The sequence below is a fragment of the Burkholderia sp. BCC1996 genome (assembly GCF_905339955.1).
Lineage (GTDB): Bacteria > Pseudomonadota > Gammaproteobacteria > Burkholderiales > Burkholderiaceae > Burkholderia.
The window spans coordinates 229,729-256,091 of record NZ_CAJPHM010000007.1; the positions used below are offsets into that span (position 1 = coordinate 229,729).

Sequence of the window (26,363 nt, forward strand, 5' to 3'; positions counted from 1 at the left end):
CGGCGCACCCATGTGCATGCTTCATGCCCGTCCTCAACCGTGCGTCGGCCGAAGCGCGCGCCCCATCTCCGCGATCGGCATCGCCGCGATCGAATTCAGCAGCCGCGTCTCGCCGGCGTCCGGGCGCGCGATTGCCCGCACTTCCTCGAGCGTCTGCGCGACGTGGCGATCGAGCGGTTCGAGAAAGCGCTGCAGTTCGCTTGCCGCCGCTTTCTCCCTGAGCCCGAGCGCCTGACCGAACGCGATCAGCGCGGCCGCATCGATTTCGACAAAGCGCGTCGCGTTGCCGAGCGGCATCGTCAATTCGCAGTGCGGCCAGTGATCGCCGCGATGGTCGGGGCGGTGCGTCGGCGTGTGATACACGACCGTGCTGACGATGTCGTAGAACGGCGCGAGCCGGTAGCCGCGCGCGTCGACGAAGAACGACAGGTTCTTCAGGTGCGCGTCGGCATTGCCGACCACCACGTTGAACACGGTCCAGCGGAACACCGACAGGCGCGCCAGCGCGCGCGTGCTGGTGCGCTCGATCGCACGGGCGAGCTCCTGCGCGTTCGCGCGCTGGTACTTGAAGCCGCGGTCGTAGTTGAGCAACTGCATCGCGTCGATCGTATGCACGCGTGCGGCCGGCGCCGACGCGACGTCGCGGTCGAACCGGTCGATCACGTAGCACGCGGACGGCGCGCGCAGGAAGTGCACGTCGGGGACGTCGAGCCCCATCTTCTGCGCGAGCTTCATGCAGAAGAATTCGTTGATCGCCGAGTGCGGGTAGCCGGCCGCGCGCATGTCCGGCTTGAGCAGGTGCATCGACGGCTCGCTGCCGACCGGCTCGTACAGCGCGTAGTCGGGTGCATCGCCGCGCAGCACCAGCAGCAGTTTCTGCTGCGCGCCGGCCGCCGACATGCGCTTGGGCGCGGTGGCCGTCAGCGCGCGCTCGGGCATCGCCCGGATCCGGCGTTCGAGCTCGTCGAGCGGCAGCGGCTGCAAGCTGCCGGGCGCTTCCCGTTCGCCGTCGGCCAGCAGCGTCAGCGCGCCGGCCGATTCGCGCCCGAAGTACGCGAGCAGGCCCCACGCGTCGGCGGCGTCGACCTTCGCCTCGCGTGCGAGCGAGGTGCGCATGCCTTCCTCGGGCAGCAGGTTGTCGAAGAACCACTGGACCGGGCGATCGGTCGACGTGTCGGTGTAGGGGCCGGCGCGCAGCGCGAACGCCGGGGACAGCGGATAGGCGGCCGGGGACGCGAGCCATTGCGGGTCGTACGCGAACGACCAGATGCCCTTGTCGTCGGTCAGCGTGCCCATGCGCACGCCGTTGGCGGACGCGATCAGCGTTCTAGCCGCCATGGCTGCTCCTGCGGCGTTGCGCGGCCTTCAGCGCGGTGGCCTCCGAAATGTCGACCGACGACTCGGCGTACAGGCGCACGCCCAGTTCGCCGAGCAGCAGCATGACCTTGCCGATTTGCGCGGTCGGCTTTCCGCCTTCCACCTGGCTGATGAATTTCGGCGACAGCCCGGTCGCGTTCGCGAGTTCGTCGCGCGTGAACCCCTGCTGGAGCCGCGCCGCGCGGATGAGGTGGGCGAGCGCGCCGATCGTGTCGACGGACTGGGACTCCGACATGACGTTCTCCGTGCTTCGTATCTGATCGGGAACAGTATTGCACAACTCGCCGGCCGGGGCATCATTCCGTATCCGTACAGGAACGGAGCGGCGAACCGGGGAGCCGGTGCGCCGTTTCGTACCCGATCGGATACCGGGAGGCGCGAAATCGTGACGCAGGCGATTTTCGTATCCGAACGGATGCGGAGAAGGACGGGACCGTGACGGCGGCCCGGTCGCATGCGCGCGCGACGACTGAGCGGTCAGGGCGCTAGCCGTGCGCGCGGCGACACGCCGACACTGCGACAGGCGCGCGAGCCGGGCCCGAACCTTGCGCGCCGCAAGCGTCGTCCGCGGCCACGCCGCGACGCATCACGCAAGAAGATTTGCAGGGAGGCGCGCATGGAGCCGATGCCGGTCGTACTTCAGTGGGATGCGGTCCTCGTCAGGATCGTCCTGGCGCTCGTCGCGGGCGGGCTGATCGGCCTCGATCGCAGCGAATCCGGCAAGACGGCAGGGCTGCGCACGACGATCTTCGTCTGTCTCGCCGCGTGCCTGGCGATGCTGCAGGTCAATGCGCTGCTGCTGCAGGCCGGCAAGCCGCAGGACGGGTTCTCGGTGCTCGACCCGATGCGCCTGCCGCTCGGCATCCTGACCGGGATGGGCTTCATCGGCGGCGGCGCGATCCTGCATCGCGACGGCCTCGTATCCGGCGTGACCACGGCCGCGACGCTGTGGTTCGTCACCGTCGTCGGACTGTGCATCGGCGGCGGCCAGCTGTCGCTCGGCGCGCTCGGGCTCGCGCTCGCCCTCCTGGTCGTATGGCCGCTGCGGTTGGTCGAGCAGCGCGTGCGCAGCGTCAGGACTGCGCTGGTCACGGTCGAGTACGAACTGGGCTCGACGGCGCGCGAGCGCCTGACGACAGGGCTGCACAATGCGGGCTTCGCGTGCCGCACGCGCGGTTTTCGCGAAACGGCCGCGCGTGCGTTGCGCGAGGAAGAACTGCTCGTGACGTGGCGCGAACCGGCCGACGCCGATGCGATGCTGCGTCAACTGATCCGGATCGTCGAATCGGCCGGCCTGACGTCGATCCGCTGTTCCGAGGAGAACTGAGCCGCACGGCGCTTGCCGGAACGTCGGCTGGTTGCGTGCCTCGTGCCGCATTCGGCATTCAGGATCCGGCAGCGTTCAGCGTCCGGCTTCCGCACCGGCGCCGTCGTGCGCATCGCCGTCCGTCCCCGGCCGGCTCATCGCGAGATGGAGCGCGGCCGGGTCGACCGGTTTCACGAAATGCTGCAGAAACCCGGTCGCGAGACAGCGTTCGCGATCCGCGTTGCGGCCATAACCGGTCAGCGCGAGAAAGATGCACGGCGTGACCTCGGTGATCGCCTTCAGCCGCCGCAGCAGCTCGTAGCCGTCCATCACCGGCAGCCCGATGTCGAGGATCGCGACGTCGGGGCGATAGGCGCGGTACGCGGCCAGCGCGGTGACCGGGTCGTGCACGACGGCGACCTCGTGACCGGCGTCGCGCAGCCATTGCGCGAGCGTCGACGCGGCATCCTCGTTGTCGTCGACCAGCATCACGCGCCGGCCGGTGCGGCCCGGCGCCAGGTCGCGGATGCCGGGCGGCGGCTGCGGCACGGTGACCGCCACCGTTTTCGGCCGGTATTCGGGCAGCGTGATCGTAAACGTGCTGCCGCAGCCGGGGCCCGCGCTGTCCGCGCGCACCGTGCCGCCGTGCAGCGTCACGAGGCTGCGCACGAGCGCCAGGCCGATGCCGAGGCCGCCATGCGCCTGTTTCGCTTCGCCGTCGAGCCGGTAGAACGGCTCGAAGATGCTGTCGAGACGATCGCGCGGAATGCCGGCGCCGTTGTCGCACACCTCGACGATCGCGGTGTCGTCCGCGCCGCGCGCCGCGCGCAGCGTGATGTCGCCGCCCGGCAGCGTGTATTTCGCCGCGTTGGTCAGCAGGTTCGCGACGGCCTGCGACAGCCGCACCGGGTCGCCGTGGCAGCGCGCGTCCGGATCGGCGTCGACCTGCAGGCGGTGGCGGCGCTGCTCGAGCAGCGGGCTCGCGATCTCGACCGCGCGGTCCGCGATGTCGGCGAGCCGCACGGCTTCCTTCTTCAGCGTGATCTTGCCGCGCGTGATGCGCGACACGTCGAGCAGGTCGTCGATCAGCCGGACCATGTGATCGAGCTGGCGCTGGATGATCGCGATCTCGTTCGGCGTCGCGTGGCCGTCGCGGTTGCGGATCAGCTCCAGCGCGAGCGAGATCGGCGTCAGCGGATTGCGCAGCTCATGACCGAGCACCGCGAGAAACTGGTCCTTGGCCTGATTCGCGTCGCGCAGCTCACCCAGCAGCCGGTCGCGCTCCGCGTTCGCGGCGACGAGCTTCTCGCGCGCGGCGACGTGCTCGGTCACCTCGACCGCACTGACGATCACGCCCAGCCCGTCCGCGAGCGGCTGCGGATTGAAATGCAGCCGATACACGCGGGCGCCGTCCGGCTCGGGCCGGTCGCGGTGCTCGCCGATCGTCGTCGAGCAGCCCTGCGCGCGGGCGGCTTCCAGCGCGCGCACGATCTCGGGCGCATCGCCGCCGGGCAGCACCGCCGTCAGCGGCTGGTCGACGATGTCGGTCCGGCCGCACAAGGCCGAGAAGCGGTGATTCGCGAGCACGATCCGGTGCGCGGGGCCCGACAGCAGCGCGATCGGCAATGGCGCGTGCATCAGGACGCCGTTGCGTTGCTGTTCGGCATCCTCGCGGCGGCGGATCTCGTCGCTCAGCGCGCGCGAGCGCTGCTGCGCCAGCGCCAGCGTCGGGTACAGCCCGCCTTCGTCGTCGCGCAGCGATGCGACGGGCAGGATGCGGCGGTGCAGCGCGCATACGTGGCGGAACGTCTCCGACTGCTCGGCGCTCGCAAACGCATCGTGCGGATAGCCGCAGTAGAGCGAGAAGCGGTACCGCTCGATCAGCGCGTTCCATAGCGCTTCCACCCGCAGCGCCGCGGCGTACCGGTTGCGCGCGCACAGCAGCGCGACCATTTCGCCGAACGCATGCACGGGCCGGCCGGCGCGGATCGCCGCTTCGACGATCGTGCCGATCGAGCGGCGAAAGCGCGCGGGGTCGGGCAGGTCGCCATTCATGAAGCTGTCGATGAGTGCATGCGCGCTCGACATGAAGATGCGGCCGCTGGCCGCGCCGCCGGCCGATGCACCGAGCGTGTGCAGGCGTTCGTGCACCGCGGCGAGGCAGGCGGGCCGCGCGATCACGATCGCGCTGCCGCCGGCGCTCAGCGCCTGGGCCGCGAACACGGCGACTTCCGACATGAGCTGCGCGTCGGACTCGTAGAACTGGACGAAGTGATCGGCCCGCATTGGTGCCGATTCCAGCAGGGGAGGGACTGTTTTCATCGCTCACGACCAGGCAATGCCGTTGGCGGCCGGCGATTCCGTGCCGCGGCCATATCCGGTCCGGCGCGCGCAAGCTGCGTGCCGGACCGGCGCCGATGCCCGGCGACGCCGCGGCATCGGCCCGGCCCACGCGGGCGGTGCCGGATGGCGCTGCATTTGTAAATACTGCAGAAAGCCCGCGTCGGGTGGCGGACGCCCGCCTGCCGGCCCCGCCGTCCGAGCAGCGATCTTTATCGCTGCAGCAGATAAACGTATCCGAATCGCTTCGTTGACGCAGTGCGGCACGCGCTCGTAGATTCGCATCTTTACCGAATCAAGGGCTGTACCGTGACGACTTCCGCCATCCGCGCCGCAATATCGACGCCCGCCTTGCCGCCGGAGGCCGGCGCGCAGCGATTCGACATCGTCCCGTTCGATGCGCCGCTCGGCGCCGAAGTCGTCGGCATCGACCTGTCGCAACCGCTCGGCGCCGCCGATTTCGCGCGCATCCATCGCGCGCATCTCGACCATCACGTGCTGGTGTTTCGCGACCAGCGCATCACGCCGGACGAGCACATCGCGTTCAGCCGCCGTTTCGGCCCGCTGCAGATCCACGTGCTGCACCAGTTCGCGCTGCCCGCGCATCCGGAAGTGCTGATCGTGTCGAACATCGTCGAGAACGGCAAGCCGATCGGGCTCGGCGACGCCGGCCATTTCTGGCACTCCGACCTGTCGTACAAGGAAAAGCCGAGCCTCGGCTCGCTGCTGCATGCGCAGGAGCTGCCGGCCGAGGGCGGCGACACGCTGTTCGCGAACATGCATCTCGCGTGGGACACGCTGCCCGCGCACCTGCGCCGCGCGGTCGAAGGGCGGCGTGCCGAGCACACGTATCTCGCCCGCTATGCGGAGCTGCAGGCGCGCAGCCCGTGGCGGCCGAACCTGTCGGCCGAGCAGATCGCGCAGGTCGAAGCGGTGGTGCATCCGGTCGTGCGCACGCATCCCGAAACGGGCCGCAAGGCGTTGTTCGTCAGCGAGCATTTCACGACGCGCATCGTCGATCTGCCCGAAGACGAAATCCGCGCACTGCTCGACGAACTGTTCGCGCACAGCGTGCGCGCGGAGCATCTGTATCGGCACCACTGGCGCGAGCACGACCTCGTGTTCTGGGACAACCGCTCGCTGATGCATCTCGCGGCCGGCACGCCCGACCATCTGCGCCGCAAGCTGTACCGCACCACGATCGAAGGTGACGCGCCGTTCTGAACGGCACGTCCCGGTTCGCCGCCTCATTCTCACTGGAGTTCCGATGTCGTTTCCGCTTTCGCCGGCCCTGCGCCGCACGACCCTGGCCGCGCGCCGCGCACTGGCCGCCACGCTCACCGCCGCGCTCGCACTGGCCGCCGCCGGGACGCCGCAAGCCGCGCACGCGGAAGGCCGCATCCGCATCGCCGAGCAGTTCGGCGTGGTCTACCTGATGCTGAACGTCGCGCGCGACCAGCAACTGATCGAGAAGGAAGGGCGCAAGGCCGGCCTCGACATCAAGGTCGACTGGGTGCGGCTGTCGGGCGGCGCGGCCGTGAACGACGCGCTGCTGTCGGGCGCGGTTGACGTCGCCGGCGCGGGCGTCGGGCCGCTGCTGACCGTGTGGGATCGCACGCGCGGCCGGCAGAACGTGAAGGGCGTCGCGTCGCTCGGCAATTTTCCGTACTACCTCGTCAGCAGCAACCCGAACGTGAAGACGATCGCCGACCTGGGCGCGAAGGACCGCATCGCGGTGCCGGCCGTCGGCGTGTCGGTGCAGTCGCGCGTGCTGCAGTACGCGGCCGCGAAGCAGTGGGGCGACAAGCAGTTCGACAAGCTCGATCCGCTCACGCAGGCGATCCCGCATCCCGACGCGACGGCCGCGATTCTCGCGAACAGCAACGTGATCACGGGCCACTTCGGCAATCCGCCGTTCCAGGAGCAGGAACTCGCGGGCAATCCGAACGCACACATCGTGCTGAATTCCTACGACGTGCTCGGCGGCCCGAGTTCCGCGACGGTGCTGTACGCGACGGAGAAGTTCCGCGACGAGAACCCGAAGACGTACCGCGCGTTCGTCGCCGCGCTCGCCGACGCCGCGCACCAGATCGCGGCAGATCCCGAGCGCGCGGTCGATACCTATATCCGCGTGAACGGCTCGAAGATCGATCGCGCGTTGCTGCTGAAGATCCTGCGCAATCCGCAGGTGCAGTTCAAGACGGCCCCGGAGAACACGCAGAAGCTCGCGCAGTTCATGTATCGCACCGGCGCGATCCGCAACGAGCCGAAGTCGTGGCGCGACTACTTCTTCGACGATCCGGCGACTGCCGGCGGCAGCTGAGCGGGCGTGGCGCTGCGGCGCCGCGATCGACGCTTATGCGTCGACGCGGTTTCGATATGTGCAATCGTTGGTTGGGCCGCGCGCGGTGCCGCCGTATGTTGATGCTTTACCCGCAAGAGTTTCGATCGTGAACGCCACTTCTCCCCGAATCGGGCTGCCGCCGTACGCGGCGCGCGGCGCCGCCGCACCGCCCGCCCAACCCGTCACCGACACCGACGCGGCGAGCAGGCCGGCATCCGCGTCCGCGCCGGCCGGTGCGCACAGCGAGCGCCTGCTGGCGATCGATCGCGTGAGCCTCGAATACCGGAGCGGCGCGCGGATCGTGCGCGCGACCCATCAGGTCAGCTTCGACGTGTATGGCAGCGACCGTTTCGTGCTGCTCGGCCCGTCGGGGTGCGGCAAGTCCACGTTGCTGAAGGCGATCGCCGGCTTCATCGAGCCCGTGTCGGGCTCGATCGCGCTCGACGGCCGGCCCGTGCAAGGGCCGGGCCCCGACCGCATCGTCGTGTTCCAGGAATTCGATCAGTTGCCGCCGTGGAAGACGGTCGTCGAGAACGTCGCGTTTCCGTTGCGCGCGGCCGCGAAGCTGTCGCGCGCCGAAGCACGCGAGCGCGCGCTGCACTATCTCGACAAGGTCGGCCTCGGTGCGTTCGCCGATGCCTATCCGCACACGCTGTCCGGCGGCATGAAGCAGCGCGTCGCGATCGCGCGTGCGCTGGCGATGCAGCCGCGCGTGCTGCTGATGGACGAACCGTTCGCCGCGCTCGACGCGCTCACGCGCCGCAAGATGCAGGAGGAACTGCTGCGCCTGTGGGACGAGTTCCGCTTCACGCTGCTGTTCGTCACGCATTCGATCGAGGAGGCGCTCGTCGTCGGCAACCGGATCCTGCTGCTGTCGCCGCATCCGGGCCGCGTGCGCGCGGAGCTCAACAGTCACGATCATTCGCTCGACAGCGTCGGCAGCGGCGACTTCCGCGACCGCGTCGCGCGCATTCATCATCTGCTGTTCGATACCGATGTAGCGGACGAAACGCGTGCAGCACCGGCCACGGAGGGCATCGCATCATGAGCACGATCGATCCGGTCCTGCCGCCGCTGCCGCCCGTGCGCGCCGAATACGTGCGCGCGCTCGACCCGCCGCCCGACGCCGAACGTGCGGCGCCCGCACCGCTGTGGCGCCGCATCGTCGGCGCGAGCGGGTTTCGCCGCGCCGTCATCGCGCTCGTGCTGATCGCCGCATGGGAAATCATCGCGCGCATCGTCGCGAACGACCTGCTCGTGCCGACCTTCGGCGCGACGCTGGCCGCGTTCGTGCAGGGCATCGCGTCGGGCGAACTGCTGGTGAAGACGGGCATCTCGATGTCGGTGCTGCTGCGCGGCTATGCGCTCGGCGTATTGCTCGCGTTCGTGCTGACTTCGCTCGCGGTGTCGACGCGCATCGGCCGCGACGTGCTGTCGATGCTCACGTCGATGTTCAATCCGCTGCCGTCGATCGCGTTGCTGCCGATCGCGCTGCTGTGGTTCGGGCTCGGCACCGGCAGCCTGCTGTTCGTGCTCGTGCACGCGGTGCTCTGGCCGCTCGCGCTCAGCATGTACACGGGGTTCGCCGGCGTGCCGGCCACGCTGAAGATGGCCGGGCGCAACTACGGCCTCACCGGCCTGCGCCAGATCGCGCTGATTCTCGTGCCGGCCGCGCTGCCGTCGATCCTGTCGGGGCTGCGCGTCGGCTGGGCGTTCGCGTGGCGCACGCTGATCGCGGCCGAACTCGTGTTCGGCGCGAGCGCGGGGCAGGGCGGGCTCGGCTGGTACATCTTCCAGAACCGCAACGAGCTGTATACCGACCGTGTGTTCGCGGGCCTCGCGGCCGTCATCGTGATCGGCCTGCTCGTCGAGCATCTCGTGTTCGATACGCTCGAACGCGTGACGGTGCGCCGCTGGGGCATCCCGCACTGACCGTATCGATGTGCGTGCGCATTCCCGGCGCACGCATAACCAAAGCTGAAATCGGTTTTTCACGCGCACCGGATGCGTCCCTATACTTTTCGGTGCTGCCTGCGGGCTGCGGCGACGGCCTGCGCAATCGTGCAGCGAGCCGTCGCTTTTCGACGATGAGGAACCGCTGCATGAATGCCCGTCATGGTGCCGAACCGCACGACGCGTTGCGCGCCGCGCTCGCCGCACTGCCCGAACTCGCGACGGCGATCGGGCGCGACGCCGCGCAACGCGAGGCGCGTCGCGAACTGCCGTTCGAAGGCTTCGCACTCTTTCGCCGTTCCGCGCTCGGCGTGCTGAGGATTCCGGTCGAACGCGGCGGCCTGGGCGGCACGCTGGTCGACCTGTTCGAGACAATCGCGACGCTCGCGGCCGCCGATTCGAATCTCGCGCACGCGCTGCGCATCCACTACGACCTGACCGAGACGCTGCGGCTGTCGCCGCGCACGCCGTTCAACGACGTGCAGCTCGAGCGCGCGCTGGCCGGCGCGATCTTCGGCGGCGCGTCGACCGAGCGCGGCACGTCGCGGCCGGGCGAGAACACGACCGTGCTGCGCCGCGACGGCGCGCACCATCGCGTGACGGGCCGCAAATACTATTCGACCGGCACCGCGTTTGCCGATTTCGCGCGCATCAACGTGGAGAACGAGCAGGGCGACGCGCTCGCCGTGATCATCCCGGTCGCGCGCGACGGCGTGCAGGTGCTCGACGACTGGGACGGCATGGGCCAGCGCATGACCGCGAGCGGCAGCCTGTTGCTGCACGACGTGCAGGTATTCGCGGACGAAGTCGCGGCCCGCGACGGCTCGACGCTCGTCGGCCGCCATTGCGGCGCGCTGCGGCAGCTTCATCTCGTCGCGACGGGCGCGGGCATCGTGCGCAACGTGGCGGCCGACGCGCGCCGCTACGTGCTCGAGCATGGCCGGCCGGTGCTGCACAGCCCGGCGGCGAGCGCGCGCGACGATCATTTCATCCAGCAGATCGTCGGCGAGCTGTCGGCGCACAGCCACGCGATCGACGCGCTCGTGCGCGACAACGCGCGTGCGCTCGACCGCTCCGCGGACGCGATCGAGGCCGGCGCGGCGGACGCGCACGAACGCGTGCTCGACAGCGCGCTCGCGACCGCGCGCACGCAACTGATCGTCGGCAAGCTCGCGCTGTACGCGGCCGAACGGCTGTTCGAAGTGGGCGGCGCGTCGGCGACCGCGCGCGTGCACAACCTCGACCGGCACTGGCGCAACCTGCGCACGATCTTCAGCCACAACCCGCTGCTGCACAAGGCGCGGGTGATCGGCGACTACGACCTGAACGGCGTGACCACGCACCTGACCGAAGGACGCGTGTTCTGATTCCGCTGCGCCCGCAGCCCACTTTCCGGGAGCTCCCCGATGACGACCCGCACCGGCCACCTGCACCTCGGTGCGTTCCTGTATCCGACCGGCCATCACATCGCCGCGTGGCGCCATCCCGGCTCGCAGGCGGACGCCGGTGTCGACTTTCGTCATTACGTGCGGCTCGCGCAGGCGGCCGAGGCCGCGAAGTTCGACCTCGTGTTCCTCGCGGACGGCGTCGGCACGCGCGGCGACGACGTCGAATTCCTGAGCCGCACCGCGCACAGCTACGTCGCGCAGTTCGAGCCGCTGACGCTGCTGTCGGCGCTCGCGGCCGTCACCGAACGCATCGGCCTCGTCGGCACCGCGTCGACGAGCTTCAACGAGCCGTTCCACATCGCGCGCAAGTTCGCGTCGCTCGACCACATCAGCGGCGGCCGCGCCGGATGGAACCTCGTCACGTCGTCGAGCGCGCACGAAGCGCGCAACTTCAACCGCGATGCGCATTTCGATCACGGCGAACGCTATGCGCGCGCGGAGGAATTCGCCGACGTCGTGCGCGGACTGTGGGACAGCTGGGACGACGATGCGTTCGTGCGCGACCGTGCCAGCGGCCGCTTCTTCGACCCGGACAAGCGCCACGTGCTCGCTCATCGCGGCCGCTTCTTCCGGGTGGACGGGCCGCTGAACGTGCCGCGCGCGCCGCAGGGGCAACCGGTGATCGTGCAGGCCGGCTCGTCGGCGGCCGGCACGCGGCTGGCCGCGCGCACGGCCGAGGTGATCTTCACCGCGCAGCAGACGCTCGACGACGCGGTCGCGTTCTACGCGGACGTGAAGGGGCAGCTCGCCGCGTTCGGCCGCGACCCCGACACGCTGAAGATCATGCCCGGCGTCTTTCCGGTGGTCGGTCGCACCGAGAGCGAGGCGAAGGAGAAGTTCGACGCGCTGCAGGCGCTGATCGACCCGAAGGTCGGGCTCGCGCTGGTGTCGGGCCTGACCGGCGGCGTCGACCTGTCCGCCTATCCGCTCGACGGCCCGATCCCGCCGCTGCCGGAAACGAATGCGAGCAAGAGCCGGCAGACGCTGACGCTCGAGCTCGCGCGCCGCGAGAACCTGACGATCCGCGAGCTGTACCTGCGCATCGCGGGCGCGCGCGGTCACTGGCAGCTCGTCGGCACGCCGGAGCAGATCGTCGATGCGCTCGAGGAACGGTTCGTGCATTACGGCGCGGACGGCTACAACGTGATGGCGCCGACCCTGCCCGGCGGCCTCGACGATTTCATCGCGCTCGTGCTGCCCGAATTGCGTCGTCGCGGGCTGTTCCGCAGCGACTACGCCGGCAGCACGCTGCGCGATCACCTCGGGTTGCGGCGCCCCGCGGCGCGGCGCGCGTCGGCCGTGCCCGGCGCCGCGGCGGCCTGAGTTCAGCGCCGCAGGCCGGCGTCGCGCAGCAGCGGCAGCACGCGTGCGCCGAAGAAGTCGAGATCCGGCCTGAAGTCGTAGAAGCTCAACTGGATGCCGTCGATGCCCGCGCGATGCAGCCGCACGATGTAGTCGGCAACTTCCTCGGGCGAGCCCGTGATCGAGATGTTGCCGCCGATCGCACGCGCGGCCGCCTGCGCGCGTTGTTCGAAGCCGCCGCGCCACGCATGGGCGTCGCTGTCGAAGCGGTGGAAGCTGCCTTCGTCCGCATGCGCGACGATCGCGTCGCGGTACGCGCGCGCCTCGGCCGCTGTCTCGCGGCAGATCACGAGCGGATTGAGCAGCGTGCGGATCGTCCTGCCGCGCGCGGCGGCGGCCGCCTTCACGCGGGCCGTATGCGCGGGCAGCGCGTCCAGCGCGAGATCGACGTCCGGGCCGGCCGGGCTCGTGACGAACACGATGTCCGAATAGCGGGCCGCGAAATCGATGCCGGCGTCGGAGCCGGTCGCGTTGATCAGCAGCGGGCGGCCGTAGCGCGGCTTCGGCGTGACGAACGCGCCGGAGAGCCGCCAGCTCGACAGCGCGGGCGCATAGCTGAAGTTGTCCGGCTGGGCCCACAGCTGGCTGACCGCGTCGACGAACTCGGCGGCCATCTCGTAACGACGGTCGTGCTCGATCCGGTTCCAGCCGAACATCTCGTGTTCGATCGCGCGGTGGCCGGTCACGACGTTGATGCCCCAGCGTCCGCGCGAGATGTGATCGAGCGTCGCCGTGAACTTCGCGAAATGCAGCGGATGCCACGGCCCGTAGAGCACGTGGCTCGTCGCGACGAGGATGATCCGTTCGGTGCGCGCGGTGAGCGCCGCGAGCGTCATGAACGAGTCGAGCGCCTGGCCGTCGAACACGCCGCCGTAGCCGCCTTTCGGCAACCACTGCGACAGCGCGAACACGAGATCGAAGCCGAGCGCCTCGGCGCGCGCGACCAGGTCGGCGTTGTAGTCGAACGTCCAGTCGGTCGAGCGCGGCAGCGTCGAGGCGCTCCAGCCGCCGGCCTGGATCGGCAGGAACAGCCCGAGCATCAGCGGCTGCGCGAGCACGCGCGACGCGGGGCTGGCGGGGAAATCGGCCGGCGAACGGACGTCGACGAACGGCGACGCCACGAGCGGCGCGTCGGCCCGGGTCGCGGCGGATGTGTCGGTCAAGGTAGGCTCCTCCCTGCGCGGCGCGCTGGCGCCGAACGAAAAAATCCGGCACGCGATGCCGGCAGTCTTGCCGGGCCGTTCTGCGTCGTGCCGGCCGGTGGATCGCGTCGCGTCACAGTCGTCCCGGTCGCGGGTCGGGCACGAAGCCGTCGCGGTTCGGCATCCTGACGCGCGGCAGCGTGTGCGCGTCGAGCGTCGTGTCGTCCGGCACGATGCCGTTCAGGTGCAGCACGTAGGCCGTGACCGCATAGACTTCGTCCGCGCTCAGCGACTGCGGCGCGTTGTACGGCATCGCGCGGCGGATGTAGTCGAACAGCGTCGTCGCATACGGCCAGTAGCTGCCGACCGTCTTTTTCGGCTTCGCGCCGGCCAGCGAGCCGAGGCCGCCGACGAGCGGATCGCCGACGCCGCCCTGGCCGCCGGCGCCGTGGCACATCGCGCACTTGTCGGCGAACACGTGCGCGCCGCGCGCGACCGTGCCCGCGCCGGGCGGCAGGCCGCTGCCGTCGGGCGCGACGTCGATGTCCCATGCGGCGAGCGCCGCGCGGTCGACCGGCTGACCGAGGCCGAAGCCGGCACCGAACGCGGGTAGCGCAGACAGCGCGAGCGCGCCGAACGTGGCCGACACGGCCGCACACGACGCGAGCCGACGCACGATCGTGTTACGCATTGCGCACCTCCCCGTCCGCGCCGACGCGCCAGTTCTGGATGCCGTTGTAGTGGTATTGGGAATTGACGCCGCGCGCGGCGACGAGCGCGTCGCGGGTCGGCTGCACGTAGCCCGTTTCGTCGGTCGCGCGGCTTTGCAGGTCGGCGGGCTCGCCGTTCCAGACCCAGTCGGCTTCGAAGCGCATCAGCGCGCGATCGCGCACGTCGCCGGCGAGCCGTGCGGCGCGCCAGGTGCGGCCGCCGTCGGTCGAGACGTCGACCGCGCGCACCCGGCCGCGCCCCGACCACGCATAGCCGCTGATCGGGTAGTAGCCGTGCGATGCGAGCCGGTGGCCGGCCGACGGGCGCGTGATCACCGATTTCGCGTCCATCTCGAACACGAACTGGCGGGCGCAGCCGTTCGGCAGCAGGCTCGTGTACTTCGACGTTTCCTCGCGCGTCATCTCCGGCGCGCGCACGAGCTTCAGCCGCCGCAGCCACTTGATGTTCGTGTTGCCTTCGAAGCCCGGCACGATCAGCCGCACCGGGTAGCCGTTCTCGGGGCGCAGCCGTTCGCCGTTCTGCGCATAGACGACGAGCGCGCGTTCGAGAATCCGGTCGAGCGGCAGGCTGCGCGTCATCGCCGCGCCGTCCGCGCCTTCGGCGAGCAGCCACTGCGCGGCCGGATCGACGCCCGTTTCGTCGAGCAGCGTCGACAGCCGCACGCCCGTCCATTCGCAGCACGACAGCAATCCGTGCGTGAACTGGACGGGCAGGCCGCTCGGGCCGTTCCATTCGCTGCCGGTATTGCCCGAGCATTCGAGGAAGTGGATCCGCGATTCGGACGGAAAGCGCAGCAGGTCGTCGAGCGTGAAGCTGCGCGGCTCGCGCACGAGGCCGTGCACGACGACGCGGTGGCGTTGCGCATCGATATCGGGCACGCCCGCATGATGGCGCTCGTAGACGAGGCCGTTCGGCGTGATGTCGCCGAACAGGTCGGCGAGCGGCGTCATCGACGAGCCGGAGCCGGGCAACGCCGGCGTGCGCGCGCTGCGACGGATGACGTCGCGTTCGTGCGCGCCCGGCAGGCCATACGGCGGCGACAGCAGCGGCGCGCCAGGCGTGCGCGTCCACGGCGGCACGTCCAGCGGTGCGAGCGGGGCGAGCGGCTGGCCCGCGAGCGCGCCGCCGGCCGGCAGCATCGCGGCGGCCCAGCCGCCGGCGAGCTGGCGCAGCGCCGCGCGTCGGCCGGTGCGGCGTGGGCGGGAAGGAGAGTCGGTCATGAGAGAAGCCGTGCCGCGCGCGGGCGCGGCAGCATCCGGAAAAACGGACATTCTCGGCAACCGGGCGCGACGCGGCAAACAACGATTCCCGCTTTGCTTATCGCGCCGCGCCGGCTGCGCGAACGCTCAGAACTTCACGCGCAGCCCGCTGACGAACGCGAGCTGCCGATTCGTCGACGATGCGCTGCCGATGTTCGAGATCGCCGCGATCCGGCGATAGCCACCGGACGTCGCGGTGCTCGCATCGCCCGCGGCCAGCTGGTAGATGCCGGACAGGTAAATGTCGGTGCGCTTCGACAACGCATAGTCGAACCCGAGCGTGAACTGGTGCCAGCGCGGCTTCAGCGTCTGGCCGCCGGTGCCCGGCAAGCCGCTCGCGCGTCCGTCGGTGAACGTGTAGACGCCGATCAGCGTCGCCGCCGGCGTGATCTGGTAGCGCCCGTTCACGTCGTAGTTGTTGAACTTGCGCGACGAGCCGTCGACATAGTCGAGCTGCGTGTGGCTCCACGCGAAGCCGAGGGTCGCGCGGCCGAGCGCGTAGTTCGCGCCCGCGACGCCGATCTGCTGCTTGCGCACGCCGCCGTTCAACCCGTAGAAGAACGCGCCGCTGTAGTCGTTGCCGGTCGTCGTGGTCGCGCCGCCCACCGCACCGCTCGTGTTCGACGTCGCGTTCGGGTGGTTGAGCCGAACATAGCCGGCGCCCGCCGACAGCGGGCCGTTCACGTAGTTCGCCGACACGCCCCATGCGTTGTTGTTCGAGAAGCCGGTGCCCGCGCCGCCGTTCGCCTGGTTGCTGAACGCGTACAGCGCGTCGGCGGTGAAACCGGCGATCGTCGCGCTGCGGAACTTCACCGCGTTGTTGATCCGGAAGCTCTGGTTCAGGTTGTCGTTGTCGCCGACATGGGTGGCCGGCGACCAGAAACCGGACCCCGCGTACTGCGCGACGAGATCGGTGATCGGCTCGTACTGGCGGCCGAACGTCAGCGTGCCGAGGTCGGCCTTGCTCAGGCCCACGTACGCGGAGCGGCCGAACAGGCGCCCGCCCTGGCCGAGTCCGCCGTCGCTCGGCCGGAAGCCGCTTTCGAGCGTGAACACGGCCGCCAGGCCGCCGCCGAGATCCTCGTTGCCTTTCAGGCCCCAGCGGCTGCCGCTCAGCTTGCCGCTCGTCTGCTGGATGTTGCTCGCGCCGCCCTGGCTGTTCGTATAGGCAAAGCCGGCGTCGACGACGCCGTACAGCGTGACGGAACTCTGCGCATGCGCGCCGATGGAACCGATCGAAACCAAACCCAGGACTACCGACTTCTTGATCATGAATAACCTCTTTTTTATGGGTGAATCTGCGAGGATCACGATGCTATTGACGTCGGTCCGGTCGACGAACGTTCGATCCGTGGTTTGCAATTCGCTGCGCGAGCGAATTGCAATGCGTGCCGCTGCACGCTCGACGCGTGCGCCGTGATCGCGTCCGGCGCGCGTGCTGCAGCGGACGTATCGGCATGGATGGCGAACATCGCGCGACGGCCATGCGCGGTCGTGCGCATATCGATCGATGAAATCGTTGGATATCGCGACGAGATCCGTTCGGATGACGATGTTTTTATGCAACGCGGCTCTGTGAGCCGCGCGGCCGATGCGCTAGGCACACCTGCATATCGATTCCGCAAAACGTTGGTAGGGCCGCGCGATGCAAGGCAGTAGAGTCGGGCATCCGGCCGCGAGCCGGCCAGCGCCGGGCGCAGCGCACGCAGCGTGCAGCCCGGTTGAACCACGAATATGGGAGCCGTGTGAAATGAGTCGGGATGTGTTGTTTCTGCTGGAACCGGGCTTTACCGATCCGAAGTATCCGGGCCGACACTTCGTCTGTCCTCACGGACTGGCGATCGAAGGCCTGCTTGCGAGCGCGCCCGAGCGGGCCGGCCGCCTCGACGTGCGCCGGGTCGGTTTCGAACGGCCGCGGCACGCGGTGATCGACGTGCTCGACGACGCGCATCAAGGCCTGCCGGTGCTCGTGCTTGGTAGCGCGCAACCGGCGCCGGACGACGCGCAAGCGCTCGGCACGACGCGCTTCGTCACCGACCCGCGCCGCATCCTCGATCTGCTGGCCGAGCGCCACGGTTTTCCTTCGCTGCATTGACGCACGTCGGCCGTCGCGCACGGCGGCTTCCTTTTTCCCTTTACCGTTCAATCGACAGGAGTATCCGATGGCGTCAACTTCGGCGGCACGCCGCCGCCTGCTGCTCGCCGGCGCCGCGCTCGCGGCGGGCCCCGTGGTCGCGCGGGTCGCGCTTGCCGCGCCGACCGTCAACGCCGATCTTGCCGGCACCACGCTGCGCGTCGCGACCTACAAGGGCGGCTGGCGCGCGCTGCTGCAGGCGGCCGGCCTGAGCGACACGCCGTACCGGATCGAGTGGCGCGAACTCAACAACGGCGTGCTGCACATCGAGGCGCTGAACGCGGATGCGCTCGACATCGGCTCGGGCAGCGAGATTCCCGCGGTGTTCGCCGCACGCCAGAAGGCCAGCGTCCGGTTCATCTCGCGTACGCGGGAGGATCTGAACAACCAGGTCACGCTCGCGCGCAAGGACACGCCGATCCTCGGCATCGCGGACCTGAAGGGCAAGCGCGTCGGCTACGTGCGCGCGACGACGTCGCACTATTTCCTGTACCGGCAGCTCGCGGAGGCCGGCCTCGGTTTCGACGACATCCATCCGATCAACCTGTCGCCGACCGACGGGTTGTCCGCGTACGACCGCGGCGACCTCGACGCGTGGGCGATCTACGGCTACAACGGCCAGCTCGCGCGCAACCGTTACGGGGCGCGCGTGCTGAAGACGGGCAAGGGCTATCTGTCCGGCAATTTCCCGATCTATGCGAACCCGCGCACGCTGGACGACCCGCGCCGGCGCGCGGCTACCGGCGATCTGCTGCTGCGGTTCCAGCGCGCGTATGCGTGGGCGAACGGGCATTTCGGCGCGTATGCGCGCGCGCAGAACGGCGAAACGCGCGTGCCGGTTGCCGATCTCGAGGCGATGTTCGCGCAGCGCAGCGACGACTACGCACTGCTGCCCGTCACGCCCGACGTGATCGCGCAGCATCAACGAGTCGCGGACGTATTCGCGCGAATCGGCGTGCTGGATGGGCCGGCGAACGTCGCGCCGTTCTGGGATACGTCGTTCAACGCGCTGGTGGCGTCGGCGTGATGCGCGACCGGCGCTTCAAACGCCGGTAGGTGACTGTCGCGCGGATCGAATCAGGCGAACGTCGTCGCGACCATGATGCCGAACACCAGGCCGAGCGCGATGCCGGTCAGCCGGCCGTAGATCGACGCGCGCACATTGTCGTCCAGCTCGAACGGCGAGCGCTTGTGCTTCCATACGGTGCTGAATGCCACCGGGCGGGTCAGCAGCACGGTGCACGCGATCAGTACCGGCGTCGCGACGAGCATCGCGATGCGCGGCCCGGTCCAGTCGACGCCATGCATCATCAGCGAAACGAGCACGGCGAGCGGCACCTCGACGCACAGGCCGAGCAGCGAGCCGCCGACGAAGGAGTCTCCTGGTGATTGGAACATGGTCGGTCCGTCCGTTCGAATGAAAGCCGCGCCCGTTTTCGCGCCGTTGAAAATGGTGACCGCGGTCCTTGCTGAAGCCCGTGGTCGATCGTGTGGCCGGATGTTAAGGCAAATTGTCGACCGGTTGTCGGCTATTCAAGCTATTTAACAAATGTTCGCCAGAAACCGGGTATCGTGCGCGGATCGGGACGATTCGCCGCGGTAGCCGTCGGCCACGCCGTTCGGGCAGACGGCGCCGGGGCGCCGGGGCGACGTGACCGAGCGGGTGGCGCGTACGCCTGAAGCCAACCAGGGGACTGCAACATGATTGACATTCCGGCCAACCATCCGGCGACGATCGCCTGCAAGGTGTGCGGTGCCGACGCGGACATCTGCGGCGTGGTCGATTTTTCGCGCTGCGGCGCCGACATGATCGCCGGGAAAAAGGTCGATCCGTTCGTGGGCGTGCCGATCTACTACTACGCGTGCCGGCAATGCGGATTCACGTGTACGCCGGCCTTCGACCGCTGGACGCACGACGATTTTGCGCGTCACGTGTACAACGACGACTACGCGCGCCACGATCCGGAGTATCTCGAGCATCGTCCGCAGCAGCACGCCGACCTGATCTGCACGAGCTTTCCGTCGATGCGCGAGACCCGCATTCTCGATTTCGGCTCGGGGCTCGGGCTGCTGGAAAAGAAGTTGTCCGCGCGCGGCTTCGCGGATGTGACTTCGTATGATCCGTTCAGCCATCCCGTCGCGCCGCAGGGGCAGTTCGATTCGATCCTGTCGTTCGAGGTCTTCGAGCATCATCCGGATCCGCGAAGCCTGTTCGCCGACATCATCCGCTACCGGGCGCCTGCCGGCGCACTGCTGTTCCAGACGTCCCTGATCACGCCGGAGATCCTCGCGCGCGGGATCGAGCAATGGTGGTACTGCGTGCCGCGCAACGGGCATATTTCGTTTTATACGAGCCAGGCGCTGACGCTGCTGGCGACGCGGCACGGGCTTGAATTCGGCTCGTTCAGCCCGGAGCTGCACGTGGTGTTCGATCGTGCGGCGGCGCCGGGGTGGCTTGCGAAATTCTTTTAGCGAAAGGGGCGCGTCGCGTCGATCGCGACATCGGCCGCGGACATGCGCTTCTTCTAGAAGCGATCGATCACGCCGAACTGGATACCGCGCACCGACGCACCCGGCCACGAAGGCGTGAGGCCGGTCACGTTCACGCCTCTCAGCGTGTAGGCGGCCTGGCCGCGATTGTGAAGCCACGCGGCACTCGCATAGACCAGCACCCGCTTCGACACATCGTATTCGCATGCCGCGCTGAACTGGTCGGCATCGTTGTCGCGGCCCGACCGGTCGCGCAGCCACGTATAACCCAGCGACGCGCGAAAACGCGCGTTCACCGCGTAGCGTGCGGAAGCCGACACGCCGTCGCTGTGATATCGCGGCGTTCCGCCGTCGCCATTGAAGTACGACAGGAAGGCCGTCACCGGGCCGAACGCATAGGACACGCCGCCGAGGTTGGCGCGCAGTGCGCCGCTGCCGTGGGTTTGCTGGTGTGCGTACGAAATGCGCAGCGGGCCGTCATGCCAGGCGAACGTCTCGATGTGGCCTGCCAGCCCGTTGCCGTCGCCGTCCTTAGCGTCGCGCAACGACGCCATGATCGTGGTCGAAAAGCCGTGCACCTCGGGGGACAGGTACGTGATCGCATTGCTTTCGTACGGCGTGATTTTCGACAGATTGTTCAGCCCCGACGCGATCGTGCCGGCCCCGAACGCATCGAGCTGCCCCTTGAACGGGATGTAGATCGGCGAATACTGACGGCCGACCCGCACCGTGCCGTAGCGTGAGCTCACGCCGATCCAGGCCTGGCGGTTGAACAACGTGTTGGCGGCGGCCAGGGTGCCGTCCGCCGAGCCGAAGCCGTTCTCGAGATCGAACAGGATCTTCACGCCGTTGCCGATATCCTCCGCGCCGCGCACGCCGATGCGCGAGCCGCGATACGCGCCGGAATCCATCCGCGCGACGTAACCCGTGCCGGGATTCGTGATCTCGATGCTCGTGTCGATCGTGCCGTACAGCGTCACGCTGCTTTGCGCATGGGCCGCCGACGCGTGTGCGGCAATGGCCGTTGCGGCCGCACCGATGCGCAGTGCGAAACGTGTGACGGCCGCCGGCCGGCGCGATCGGCGGCGTCCCGGCGTGAGGTCGTGATTTCGGATGCGGGAAGCGGGAAAGGAACGATTCATGGACAACGGTAGCATGCAGTCAAGACAGTGAGGTGACGCGCTGAATGCGGGACGGTGCGGCAACCCTCGCCGCCCCGTCCCGCACGCGATCCGGTCGATTCCGGCGCTTACTTGCTGTCGGGCAGGGCGTAAGCCACCACGTAGTCGCCCCGATCGGGCGACTGGCGCGCGCCGCCTGCCGAGATGACGATGTACTGCTTGCCGCCGATTGTATAGCTCATCGGCGTGCCCTGGCTCCCGACCGGCAACCGTGCCTTCCACAGTTCCTTGCCCGTCGAGCTGTCGAACGCGCGCAGGTAGTAGTCCTGCGTTGCGGCGAAGAACACGAGACCGCCGCCGGTCGTCAGCGAGCCGCCGATGGTGGGCATGCCGATCGGTGACGGCATGTTCATCTGCACGCCGTGAAGGCGCGTGTCCTTCACGCTGCCGAGCGGGACTTGCCATGCGATGCGGCGGGTTTTCAGGTCGACCGCGGTGAGGCTGCCGAACGGCGGTTTCTGGCACGGGATGCCGATCGGCGAGAGGAAGCGGTCCTTCAGCACCGAGTACGGCGTGCCGCCGAGCGGCACGGCACCCATGCCCGCGTTCACCGATTCGTTGCCGTCGGAGGCGCCGCCGCGGTTCTTCTCCTGCTCCAGATGGACCCAGAGGCCCAGGCGCATGTCGTTCACGTAGATCATGTCCGCGTTCGGATCGTACGACAGGCCGCCCCAGTTCATGCCGCCGAGCGAACCCGGGAAGCTGAGCGAGCGATCGGTGTCCGGCGCGGTGAAGAGGCCGTCGTAGCGCATGCCGCGGAAGATCACGCGGCACATCAGCTGGTCGATCGGCGTGACGCCCCACATGTCCGAATCCTCGAGCACGTCGGCGCCGATCTGCGGCATGCCGACGGACAGCGGCTGGGTCTTCGAATACGGCTCGTTCGGAATCGACGCGGTCTTTACCGGATGTTCGACGACCTGAGTCAGCGGCTTGCCGGTCACGCGGTCGAGCACGAACAGCTGGCCCATCTTGGTGCCGACGATCAGCGCCGGCACGCGCTTGCCGCCTTCCGCGGGGAACTCGATCAGCGTCGGCTGCATCGGCACGTCGTAGTCCCAGAGGTCGTGGTGGACCGTCTGGAAGTGCCACTTTTCCGCGCCCGTCGTGGCGTCGAGCGCGAGGAGGGAAGCGCCGTATTTCTCGTCGAGCGCGGTGCGCTTCACGCCCCACAGGTCGATCGCCGCGTTGCCCACCGGCATGTAGACCGTGTTCGACGTCGCGTCGTAGGTCATCGGCGCCCACACGTTCGGCGTCGAGCGCACGAAGGTCTTGCCTTGCGCCGGCTGCGCGTGATCGTCCGGATTGCCCGGATCGAACGCCCACTTCATCTTGCCGGTCATCACGTCGAAGCCGCGGATCACGCCGCCGGGCATGTCGAGCGACACGTTGTCGGCGACACGGCCGCCCGTGACCACCGTCGTGCCCGCGACCGTCGGCGGGGAAGTGAGCTGGTACAACGGGCTCTTCGCGTTACCGAGGCCGGCCTTCAGGTCGACGATGCCGTGATCGCCGAAGCCGTCGCACAGCTTGCCGGTGTCCGCATCGAGCGCGACGAGCTTCGCGTCGATCGTGTTCATGAAAATGCGGCGGCGGCACACGGCCGGATCCCCGGACGCGGCGACCGGCAGGACCGGCGTCGATCCGGCGACGGTCGGCTGCACGAGCGGCTTGTCCGCATCGAAGTACGCGAGGCCGCGGCAGCGGACCCAGACCGTCGTCTTGGTCGGGAACGCATGGCGCCACTTCTCCGCGCCCGTCGCGGCATCCACGGCGATCACGGTGTTGTGCGGCGAGCACAGGAACAGCGTCTTGCCGACCTGCAGCGGGGTTTGCTGATCTTCCGAGCCGCCGCCGTCCGGGCTGAGCGGCGTGTCGCCGGTGCGGAACGTCCACGCGACCTGCAGGTGCTTCACCGTGTCGCGATCGATCTGCGCGTAGCGCGTGAAGCGGTCGCCGCCGTCCGAGTGACCGTAGGCCGTCCAGTCGTCGGTGCCTGCATTGCCGGCCGCCGGCACGGGCGTCTCGGTGCCGAACGTGCCGTGCGGCACGAACATGCCGTAGACGAATGCGCCGTTGCAGGCGAGCAGGAGTGCGGCAATGCCGCATGCCATGCCGCGTGCGGGTGCCTTGCCTTCGGCACGGCGCAGCAGCGGCCAGGCCGGCGCGAGCAGCATGCCGATCATCGAGAACATGAAGATCCGCGCGTTGAGCGGCCAGAACGCGAAGCCGACTTCCCACACGGCCCACAGCGCCGTGGCTATCAGCATCACGAGGTAGATCGCGACCGCACTGGCGCGGCGCCGGGCGAGCTGGACGCCGGTCGCGCACAGGGCGAGCCCGGCCAGCAGGTAGTACGCGCTCCCGCCACGGGCGACGAGCATGCCGCCGCCGATGACGAAATAAAGGCCGAGGAGCAGCGAGACCGCGCCCGCGGCGGTCAGGCCGATGCGGGCGGAAGCACGAATCGGCTCTGCAGGGGATTGCTTGGACATGAGTGTCTTCTTATCCGTTTGCGCCGGGCTGCATCGAAAGGCGGGAAGAGGGCGCCGTGGGTGGCCCTGTTCGAACACGTGGAGAAGGCGCCGCACGGCATGCATGCGCGGGCGCGGGCTTCGCAGGTCCTGATCGTGCAGCCTGGTTAGCTATAGAAATTAACCAAGCGGTGCATTTTAATGGCGAACCGGAGATTTTGCTCGCCCATTTTTTCGTCGATTCTTGTTCGATTGGTTGAAAGTGTGTTGCAGATTAGTGCGACGGGCGATCGAACGGAAACCCGGTCGATTTCTTGCAGCAAGTGAACGAACCGCAGCGGGGGGAAGCCGCCCCGGGCGACGTTGGGGGCGATGCAGCGCTGTGCCTGGTGCCGGTCACGGGAGACGCCGAGGCGCCGAGCGAGCCAGGCGAGCCAGGCGAGCGTGCGTCGTCGGAATGAACGGGGCGGATGGGCACACGACCGTTCCGCGCCGGGTTGAAGGCGCATCACGCCGCGCACGAGCGCAGCCGGCCGCGTTCGGCCCGGGCGAACGCCGCTTGCAGCACCGGATGCACGTCGGCGTGCCAGTGATCGCCGGTAAAGAGTCCGTAGTGGTCGCAATCGTCGATGTCGACGCGTTGCCGGGCATCCGCCGCGAGGCCGCTGCACATGGCCAGAGCGGCATGGGTCTGGCCGGCACCGGTGACGGCATCGCACTTGCCTTCGACGGTCAGCAACACGATCGAGCGCAGCGCGGCGGGCTCGACCCGCTGGCCGTGAACGTGCCACGTCCGGTTTGCCAGGCAAGCCCGCTGGAACACGATGTCGACCGTATCGAGGAAATACTCGGCGGGCATGTCGAGGAGCGTCAGATATTCGCGCAGTGCGCGGCGTGCGGTTGCGAGTGCGTCGGCGTCGGCGCCCGACACCGCTCGTCGATAGCGATCGACCAGCGCCATGTAGCGTTGCGGGTAGGTGACCGCGATCTCGGCGCGCTGCAGATAGGCCGGAAATACCTGCCGCCCGTATCCGGCGAAGCCGTGCGGCACCGTGTCGATCAGCGTGGCGCGACACCAGTCGAGCGAATGCGACCGGGCCGCGGTGCCGAGCGCACCCGGATTGATGCGGGCATCGAGCGGGCCGCCGATCAACGTCAGGCTCGCCGGCAGCGCGGCGTCACGTTGCGCGCGCAGCGCGATGGCACCGAGCGATGGAAACGTCGCCTGACAGACGGCGACGACGTGCACCGGCCGGGCGTCCGCAAGCAGGGTATCGATGAAGCGGTCGAGCATCGACACGTATTCGTCGAGGCCGAATCGGCCCGCGTCGCACGACACGTCGCGCGCATCGGTCCAGTCGGTGACGCAGACGTCGCCGTCGGCCAGCAGGGTCTCGACCGTCTCGCGCATCATCACGGCCGCATGGCCGGCCAGCGGCACGCACAGCAGGATCATGCGTTGCGCATCCGCGCGCGCGAAGCGGCGCAGCGTGCAAAACGGGGTGTGCGCGACGATCGACTCGTCGACGTCGACGCGCCGTCCGTCCACGTCGACCGAATCGATGGCGAACCGTGGCGCGTCGGCCGGCAGGTCGAGCAGGGGTTCGAACAGGTCGGCGTAGCACGACGATGCGGCATCGGGCCAAAGACCGCGCGTGAACCGCGCCGCCGCGTTCCATGTGCGCAACCATTGCCGTTGCTGTTCGATCAGGTCATACCACATGGCGCACGGCAGAAAATCGCGGGAAATCCGGACAAACCTACTGTCGCCTGATCGCGCGGCGACGGGTTGACCTGCATCAGCGTCGCCCCGATCGCCGGTGCAGGCTGGTCTACGGATCGCGGACGGATGCACGGCGCGGAACATGGGCACGCCGCGACGCATGCTCGTCGTGTTCTGCTTGAGTCGTCGATCGCCGCGATGCTCCGCGTGTTCCCTTGCAATCCACGCGCCGGTTGACGGGAAGTTCGACGCGAAGACCGGTCCAGCCATCCGGCCTGGTCTCGCGACGCATGCGTATCGGTGTTTCGAAGCGCATTGCGTCGGACGAATCGCGGAATATTTCGATCGTTCGCGTCTGCTGGATGACCTGCATCAAGAACGACTCCCCGGCACGCGCGAATATCGATGTTCTCGCATGTCGATCCCGACCGCGATCGACATGTTCCGTGCCGTTTGCGCCTTCACGTTCATGATACGGAAACCATCATGCACCTCTCGTTCGCGAACACGTCGAATCGCCGGATCGATTCCCGTTCCTCTGCAGCGGCTCCGAGCGTGTCGGCCGTCACGTCTCGCGTGCATCAGCCGATCGACCCCGACGGCGACCGGCTGCTGAGTCCCCACGAAATCGCGATCCTGATGGTGCTCGCCAGCGAACCGCGACGCCAGCAGGGCGACCCCGCCGACCTGCGCTGCCTCGTCGATCGCGGTCTCGTTCGACTGGATGCCGCGTCGCTTGCGGAGTCGCCCGCCTGCCTGTCGGCCGACGGGCGCCGGATGGTGTCGCGGCTCGCCAGACGCGATCGCGCCAAGCAACGGGGCAATGTCGACGTCACGACCGCGTGTCGCACGATCGCCGCGCAGACATCGGCCGGGATCGCGCATCACGCCGTGCGCTGACCTGTATCGATGCCACGCGGTGCAGCGGGAATTACCGTTGTTTTCATCGGTTGCGGACAGGCGTCGATGGGCATGAAAGGCCCCAGCGGGCCGAAGAAGGGCGTCGAGCAGGAACCCGACCGTGCCCCGTCGACCGATGCAGTGCGCACCGGCATGGAAATGCATCGCGACGTGGTCGATCGACTGACCGCTGCATGA

23 protein-coding genes are annotated in these 26,363 nt (G+C 68.7%); 12 read left to right on the forward strand and 11 right to left on the reverse strand.

The features are described from left to right. Positions 1–33: 33 nt before the first annotated feature. Both U4Z64_RS12845 and U4Z64_RS12850 read right to left on the reverse strand, forming a co-directional pair. On the reverse strand, positions 34–1,338 hold the full coding sequence (locus U4Z64_RS12845) for a HipA domain-containing protein (RefSeq protein WP_044843466.1): 1,305 nt from the start codon (positions 1,336–1,338) through the stop codon (positions 34–36). Beyond that, a complete protein-coding gene (locus U4Z64_RS12850) occupies positions 1,328–1,612 on the reverse strand; it encodes a helix-turn-helix domain-containing protein (RefSeq protein WP_321820156.1) in 285 nt (94 codons plus the stop codon). Before U4Z64_RS12850 ends, U4Z64_RS12845 begins: the two co-directional genes overlap by 11 nt. A gap of 381 nt (positions 1,613–1,993) precedes the next feature. On the opposite strand from U4Z64_RS12850, the gene U4Z64_RS12855 reads away from it, so the two are divergent. After that, positions 1,994–2,704 (forward strand): MgtC/SapB family protein, encoded by a 711-nt coding sequence (locus tag U4Z64_RS12855; protein ID WP_321820157.1) that lies wholly within the window; start codon positions 1,994–1,996, stop codon positions 2,702–2,704. Positions 2,705–2,779: 75 nt separating this feature from the next. Here the strand turns inward: U4Z64_RS12855 and U4Z64_RS12860 are convergent, their stop codons facing one another. Further along, complete coding sequence (locus U4Z64_RS12860; protein WP_321820158.1) at positions 2,780–4,969, reverse strand: ATP-binding protein; 2,190 nt, start codon at positions 4,967–4,969, stop codon at positions 2,780–2,782. A gap of 363 nt (positions 4,970–5,332) precedes the next feature. On the opposite strand from U4Z64_RS12860, the gene U4Z64_RS12865 reads away from it, so the two are divergent. The 6 genes from U4Z64_RS12865 to U4Z64_RS12890 all read left to right on the forward strand — a co-directional run bounded on the left by U4Z64_RS12865 (position 5,333) and on the right by U4Z64_RS12890 (position 12,091). Beyond that, on the forward strand, positions 5,333–6,247 hold the full coding sequence (locus tag U4Z64_RS12865; RefSeq protein ID WP_321820159.1) for a TauD/TfdA family dioxygenase: 915 nt from the start codon (positions 5,333–5,335) through the stop codon (positions 6,245–6,247). 43 nt (positions 6,248–6,290) lie between these two features. Beyond that, complete coding sequence (locus U4Z64_RS12870) at positions 6,291–7,346, forward strand: ABC transporter substrate-binding protein (protein ID WP_321820160.1); 1,056 nt, start codon at positions 6,291–6,293, stop codon at positions 7,344–7,346. 127 nt (positions 7,347–7,473) lie between these two features. Further along, a complete protein-coding gene (locus U4Z64_RS12875) occupies positions 7,474–8,415 on the forward strand; it encodes an ABC transporter ATP-binding protein (protein ID WP_415750569.1) in 942 nt (313 codons plus the stop codon). Next, positions 8,412–9,299: an ABC transporter permease gene (locus U4Z64_RS12880; protein ID WP_124666190.1), complete on the forward strand. Its 888-nt coding sequence runs from the start codon at positions 8,412–8,414 to the stop codon at positions 9,297–9,299. The genes U4Z64_RS12875 and U4Z64_RS12880 overlap by 4 nt, the downstream gene beginning before the upstream one ends. Positions 9,300–9,469: 170 nt before the next feature. Further along, positions 9,470–10,687: an acyl-CoA dehydrogenase family protein gene (locus U4Z64_RS12885; RefSeq protein ID WP_124485861.1), complete on the forward strand. Its 1,218-nt coding sequence runs from the start codon at positions 9,470–9,472 to the stop codon at positions 10,685–10,687. Positions 10,688–10,726: 39 nt separating this feature from the next. After that, positions 10,727–12,091: an LLM class flavin-dependent oxidoreductase gene (locus U4Z64_RS12890; protein WP_044843485.1), complete on the forward strand. Its 1,365-nt coding sequence runs from the start codon at positions 10,727–10,729 to the stop codon at positions 12,089–12,091. 2 nt (positions 12,092–12,093) lie between these two features. Here the strand turns inward: U4Z64_RS12890 and U4Z64_RS12895 are convergent, their stop codons facing one another. The 4 genes from U4Z64_RS12895 to U4Z64_RS12910 form a co-directional block, all read right to left on the reverse strand. Continuing rightward, a complete protein-coding gene (locus U4Z64_RS12895) occupies positions 12,094–13,293 on the reverse strand; it encodes an LLM class flavin-dependent oxidoreductase (RefSeq protein WP_321809670.1) in 1,200 nt (399 codons plus the stop codon). A 112-nt stretch (positions 13,294–13,405) separates the two neighbouring features. Further along, complete coding sequence (locus tag U4Z64_RS12900; protein WP_321809671.1) at positions 13,406–13,963, reverse strand: cytochrome c; 558 nt, start codon at positions 13,961–13,963, stop codon at positions 13,406–13,408. Further along, entirely contained in the window at positions 13,956–15,224 is a 1,269-nt protein-coding gene (gene soxC, locus U4Z64_RS12905; protein WP_321820161.1) for a sulfite dehydrogenase, read from the reverse strand. The genes U4Z64_RS12900 and soxC overlap by 8 nt, the downstream gene beginning before the upstream one ends. A gap of 126 nt (positions 15,225–15,350) precedes the next feature. Further along, positions 15,351–16,535 (reverse strand): porin, encoded by a 1,185-nt coding sequence (locus U4Z64_RS12910; RefSeq protein WP_044846514.1) that lies wholly within the window; start codon positions 16,533–16,535, stop codon positions 15,351–15,353. A gap of 478 nt (positions 16,536–17,013) precedes the next feature. On the opposite strand from U4Z64_RS12910, the gene U4Z64_RS12915 reads away from it, so the two are divergent. Together U4Z64_RS12915 and U4Z64_RS12920 are read left to right on the forward strand one after the other, a co-directional pair. Further along, positions 17,014–17,358: a DUF3088 domain-containing protein gene (locus U4Z64_RS12915; protein WP_321820162.1), complete on the forward strand. Its 345-nt coding sequence runs from the start codon at positions 17,014–17,016 to the stop codon at positions 17,356–17,358. A 67-nt stretch (positions 17,359–17,425) separates the two neighbouring features. Then, positions 17,426–18,424, forward strand: a complete 999-nt coding sequence (locus U4Z64_RS12920; RefSeq protein ID WP_321820163.1) for an ABC transporter substrate-binding protein — start codon at positions 17,426–17,428, stop codon at positions 18,422–18,424. Between the two features lie 50 nt (positions 18,425–18,474). On the opposite strand, the gene U4Z64_RS12925 is transcribed toward U4Z64_RS12920, so the two are convergent. Next, positions 18,475–18,795 carry a hypothetical protein gene (locus U4Z64_RS12925; RefSeq protein WP_044846518.1) on the reverse strand — a complete coding sequence of 107 codons (321 nt, stop codon included), beginning with the start codon at positions 18,793–18,795 and terminating at the stop codon, positions 18,475–18,477. A 303-nt stretch (positions 18,796–19,098) separates the two neighbouring features. Here U4Z64_RS12925 and U4Z64_RS12930 point away from each other — a divergent pair, with 303 nt between their 5' ends. Beyond that, entirely contained in the window at positions 19,099–19,869 is a 771-nt protein-coding gene (locus tag U4Z64_RS12930; RefSeq protein WP_044846519.1) for a class I SAM-dependent methyltransferase, read from the forward strand. A gap of 53 nt (positions 19,870–19,922) precedes the next feature. Here U4Z64_RS12930 and U4Z64_RS12935 read toward each other — a convergent pair whose 3' ends face one another. The 3 genes from U4Z64_RS12935 to phaZ all read right to left on the reverse strand — a co-directional run bounded on the left by U4Z64_RS12935 (position 19,923) and on the right by phaZ (position 25,265). Next, on the reverse strand, positions 19,923–21,029 hold the full coding sequence (locus U4Z64_RS12935; RefSeq protein WP_321820164.1) for a porin: 1,107 nt from the start codon (positions 21,027–21,029) through the stop codon (positions 19,923–19,925). A 107-nt stretch (positions 21,030–21,136) separates the two neighbouring features. Beyond that, the gene (locus U4Z64_RS12940) at positions 21,137–23,563 is read right to left on the reverse strand and encodes a membrane-bound PQQ-dependent dehydrogenase, glucose/quinate/shikimate family (RefSeq protein WP_321820165.1); all 2,427 of its coding nucleotides are present in this window, start codon (positions 23,561–23,563) and stop codon (positions 21,137–21,139) included. 487 nt (positions 23,564–24,050) lie between these two features. Further along, a complete protein-coding gene (gene phaZ / locus U4Z64_RS12945) occupies positions 24,051–25,265 on the reverse strand; it encodes a polyhydroxyalkanoate depolymerase (RefSeq protein ID WP_321820228.1) in 1,215 nt (404 codons plus the stop codon). A gap of 486 nt (positions 25,266–25,751) precedes the next feature. Here phaZ and U4Z64_RS12950 point away from each other — a divergent pair, with 486 nt between their 5' ends. Both U4Z64_RS12950 and U4Z64_RS12955 read left to right on the forward strand, forming a co-directional pair. Then, positions 25,752–26,165, forward strand: a complete 414-nt coding sequence (locus U4Z64_RS12950; RefSeq protein WP_321820166.1) for a hypothetical protein — start codon at positions 25,752–25,754, stop codon at positions 26,163–26,165. Positions 26,166–26,237: 72 nt separating this feature from the next. Continuing rightward, positions 26,238–26,363: a hypothetical protein gene (locus tag U4Z64_RS12955; RefSeq protein WP_321820167.1), complete on the forward strand. Its 126-nt coding sequence runs from the start codon at positions 26,238–26,240 to the stop codon at positions 26,361–26,363.

Bases quoted from the DNA above. Each gene is read 5' to 3' on its own strand.
- U4Z64_RS12845 (WP_044843466.1), bottom strand. From the start codon at position 1,338: ATGGCGGCTAGAACGCTGATCGCGTCCGCCAACGGCGTGCGCATGGGC.
- U4Z64_RS12850 (WP_321820156.1), bottom strand. From the start codon at position 1,612: ATGTCGGAGTCCCAGTCCGTCGACACGATCGGCGCGCTCGCCCACCTC.
- U4Z64_RS12855 (WP_321820157.1), top strand. From the start codon at position 1,994: ATGGAGCCGATGCCGGTCGTACTTCAGTGGGATGCGGTCCTCGTCAGG.
- U4Z64_RS12860 (WP_321820158.1), bottom strand. From the start codon at position 4,969: ATGCGGGCCGATCACTTCGTCCAGTTCTACGAGTCCGACGCGCAGCTC.
- U4Z64_RS12870 (WP_321820160.1), top strand. From the start codon at position 6,291: ATGTCGTTTCCGCTTTCGCCGGCCCTGCGCCGCACGACCCTGGCCGCG.
- U4Z64_RS12880 (WP_124666190.1), top strand. From the start codon at position 8,412: ATGAGCACGATCGATCCGGTCCTGCCGCCGCTGCCGCCCGTGCGCGCC.
- U4Z64_RS12885 (WP_124485861.1), top strand. From the start codon at position 9,470: ATGAATGCCCGTCATGGTGCCGAACCGCACGACGCGTTGCGCGCCGCG.
- U4Z64_RS12890 (WP_044843485.1), top strand. From the start codon at position 10,727: ATGACGACCCGCACCGGCCACCTGCACCTCGGTGCGTTCCTGTATCCG.
- U4Z64_RS12900 (WP_321809671.1), bottom strand. From the start codon at position 13,963: ATGCGTAACACGATCGTGCGTCGGCTCGCGTCGTGTGCGGCCGTGTCG.
- soxC (WP_321820161.1), bottom strand. From the start codon at position 15,224: ATGACCGACTCTCCTTCCCGCCCACGCCGCACCGGCCGACGCGCGGCG.
- U4Z64_RS12910 (WP_044846514.1), bottom strand. From the start codon at position 16,535: ATGATCAAGAAGTCGGTAGTCCTGGGTTTGGTTTCGATCGGTTCCATC.
- U4Z64_RS12915 (WP_321820162.1), top strand. From the start codon at position 17,014: ATGAGTCGGGATGTGTTGTTTCTGCTGGAACCGGGCTTTACCGATCCG.
- U4Z64_RS12920 (WP_321820163.1), top strand. From the start codon at position 17,426: ATGGCGTCAACTTCGGCGGCACGCCGCCGCCTGCTGCTCGCCGGCGCC.
- U4Z64_RS12925 (WP_044846518.1), bottom strand. From the start codon at position 18,795: ATGTTCCAATCACCAGGAGACTCCTTCGTCGGCGGCTCGCTGCTCGGC.
- U4Z64_RS12930 (WP_044846519.1), top strand. From the start codon at position 19,099: ATGATTGACATTCCGGCCAACCATCCGGCGACGATCGCCTGCAAGGTG.
- U4Z64_RS12935 (WP_321820164.1), bottom strand. From the start codon at position 21,029: ATGAATCGTTCCTTTCCCGCTTCCCGCATCCGAAATCACGACCTCACG.
- U4Z64_RS12940 (WP_321820165.1), bottom strand. From the start codon at position 23,563: ATGTCCAAGCAATCCCCTGCAGAGCCGATTCGTGCTTCCGCCCGCATC.
- phaZ (WP_321820228.1), bottom strand. From the start codon at position 25,265: ATGTGGTATGACCTGATCGAACAGCAACGGCAATGGTTGCGCACATGG.
- U4Z64_RS12950 (WP_321820166.1), top strand. From the start codon at position 25,752: ATGCACCTCTCGTTCGCGAACACGTCGAATCGCCGGATCGATTCCCGT.
- U4Z64_RS12955 (WP_321820167.1), top strand. From the start codon at position 26,238: ATGAAAGGCCCCAGCGGGCCGAAGAAGGGCGTCGAGCAGGAACCCGAC.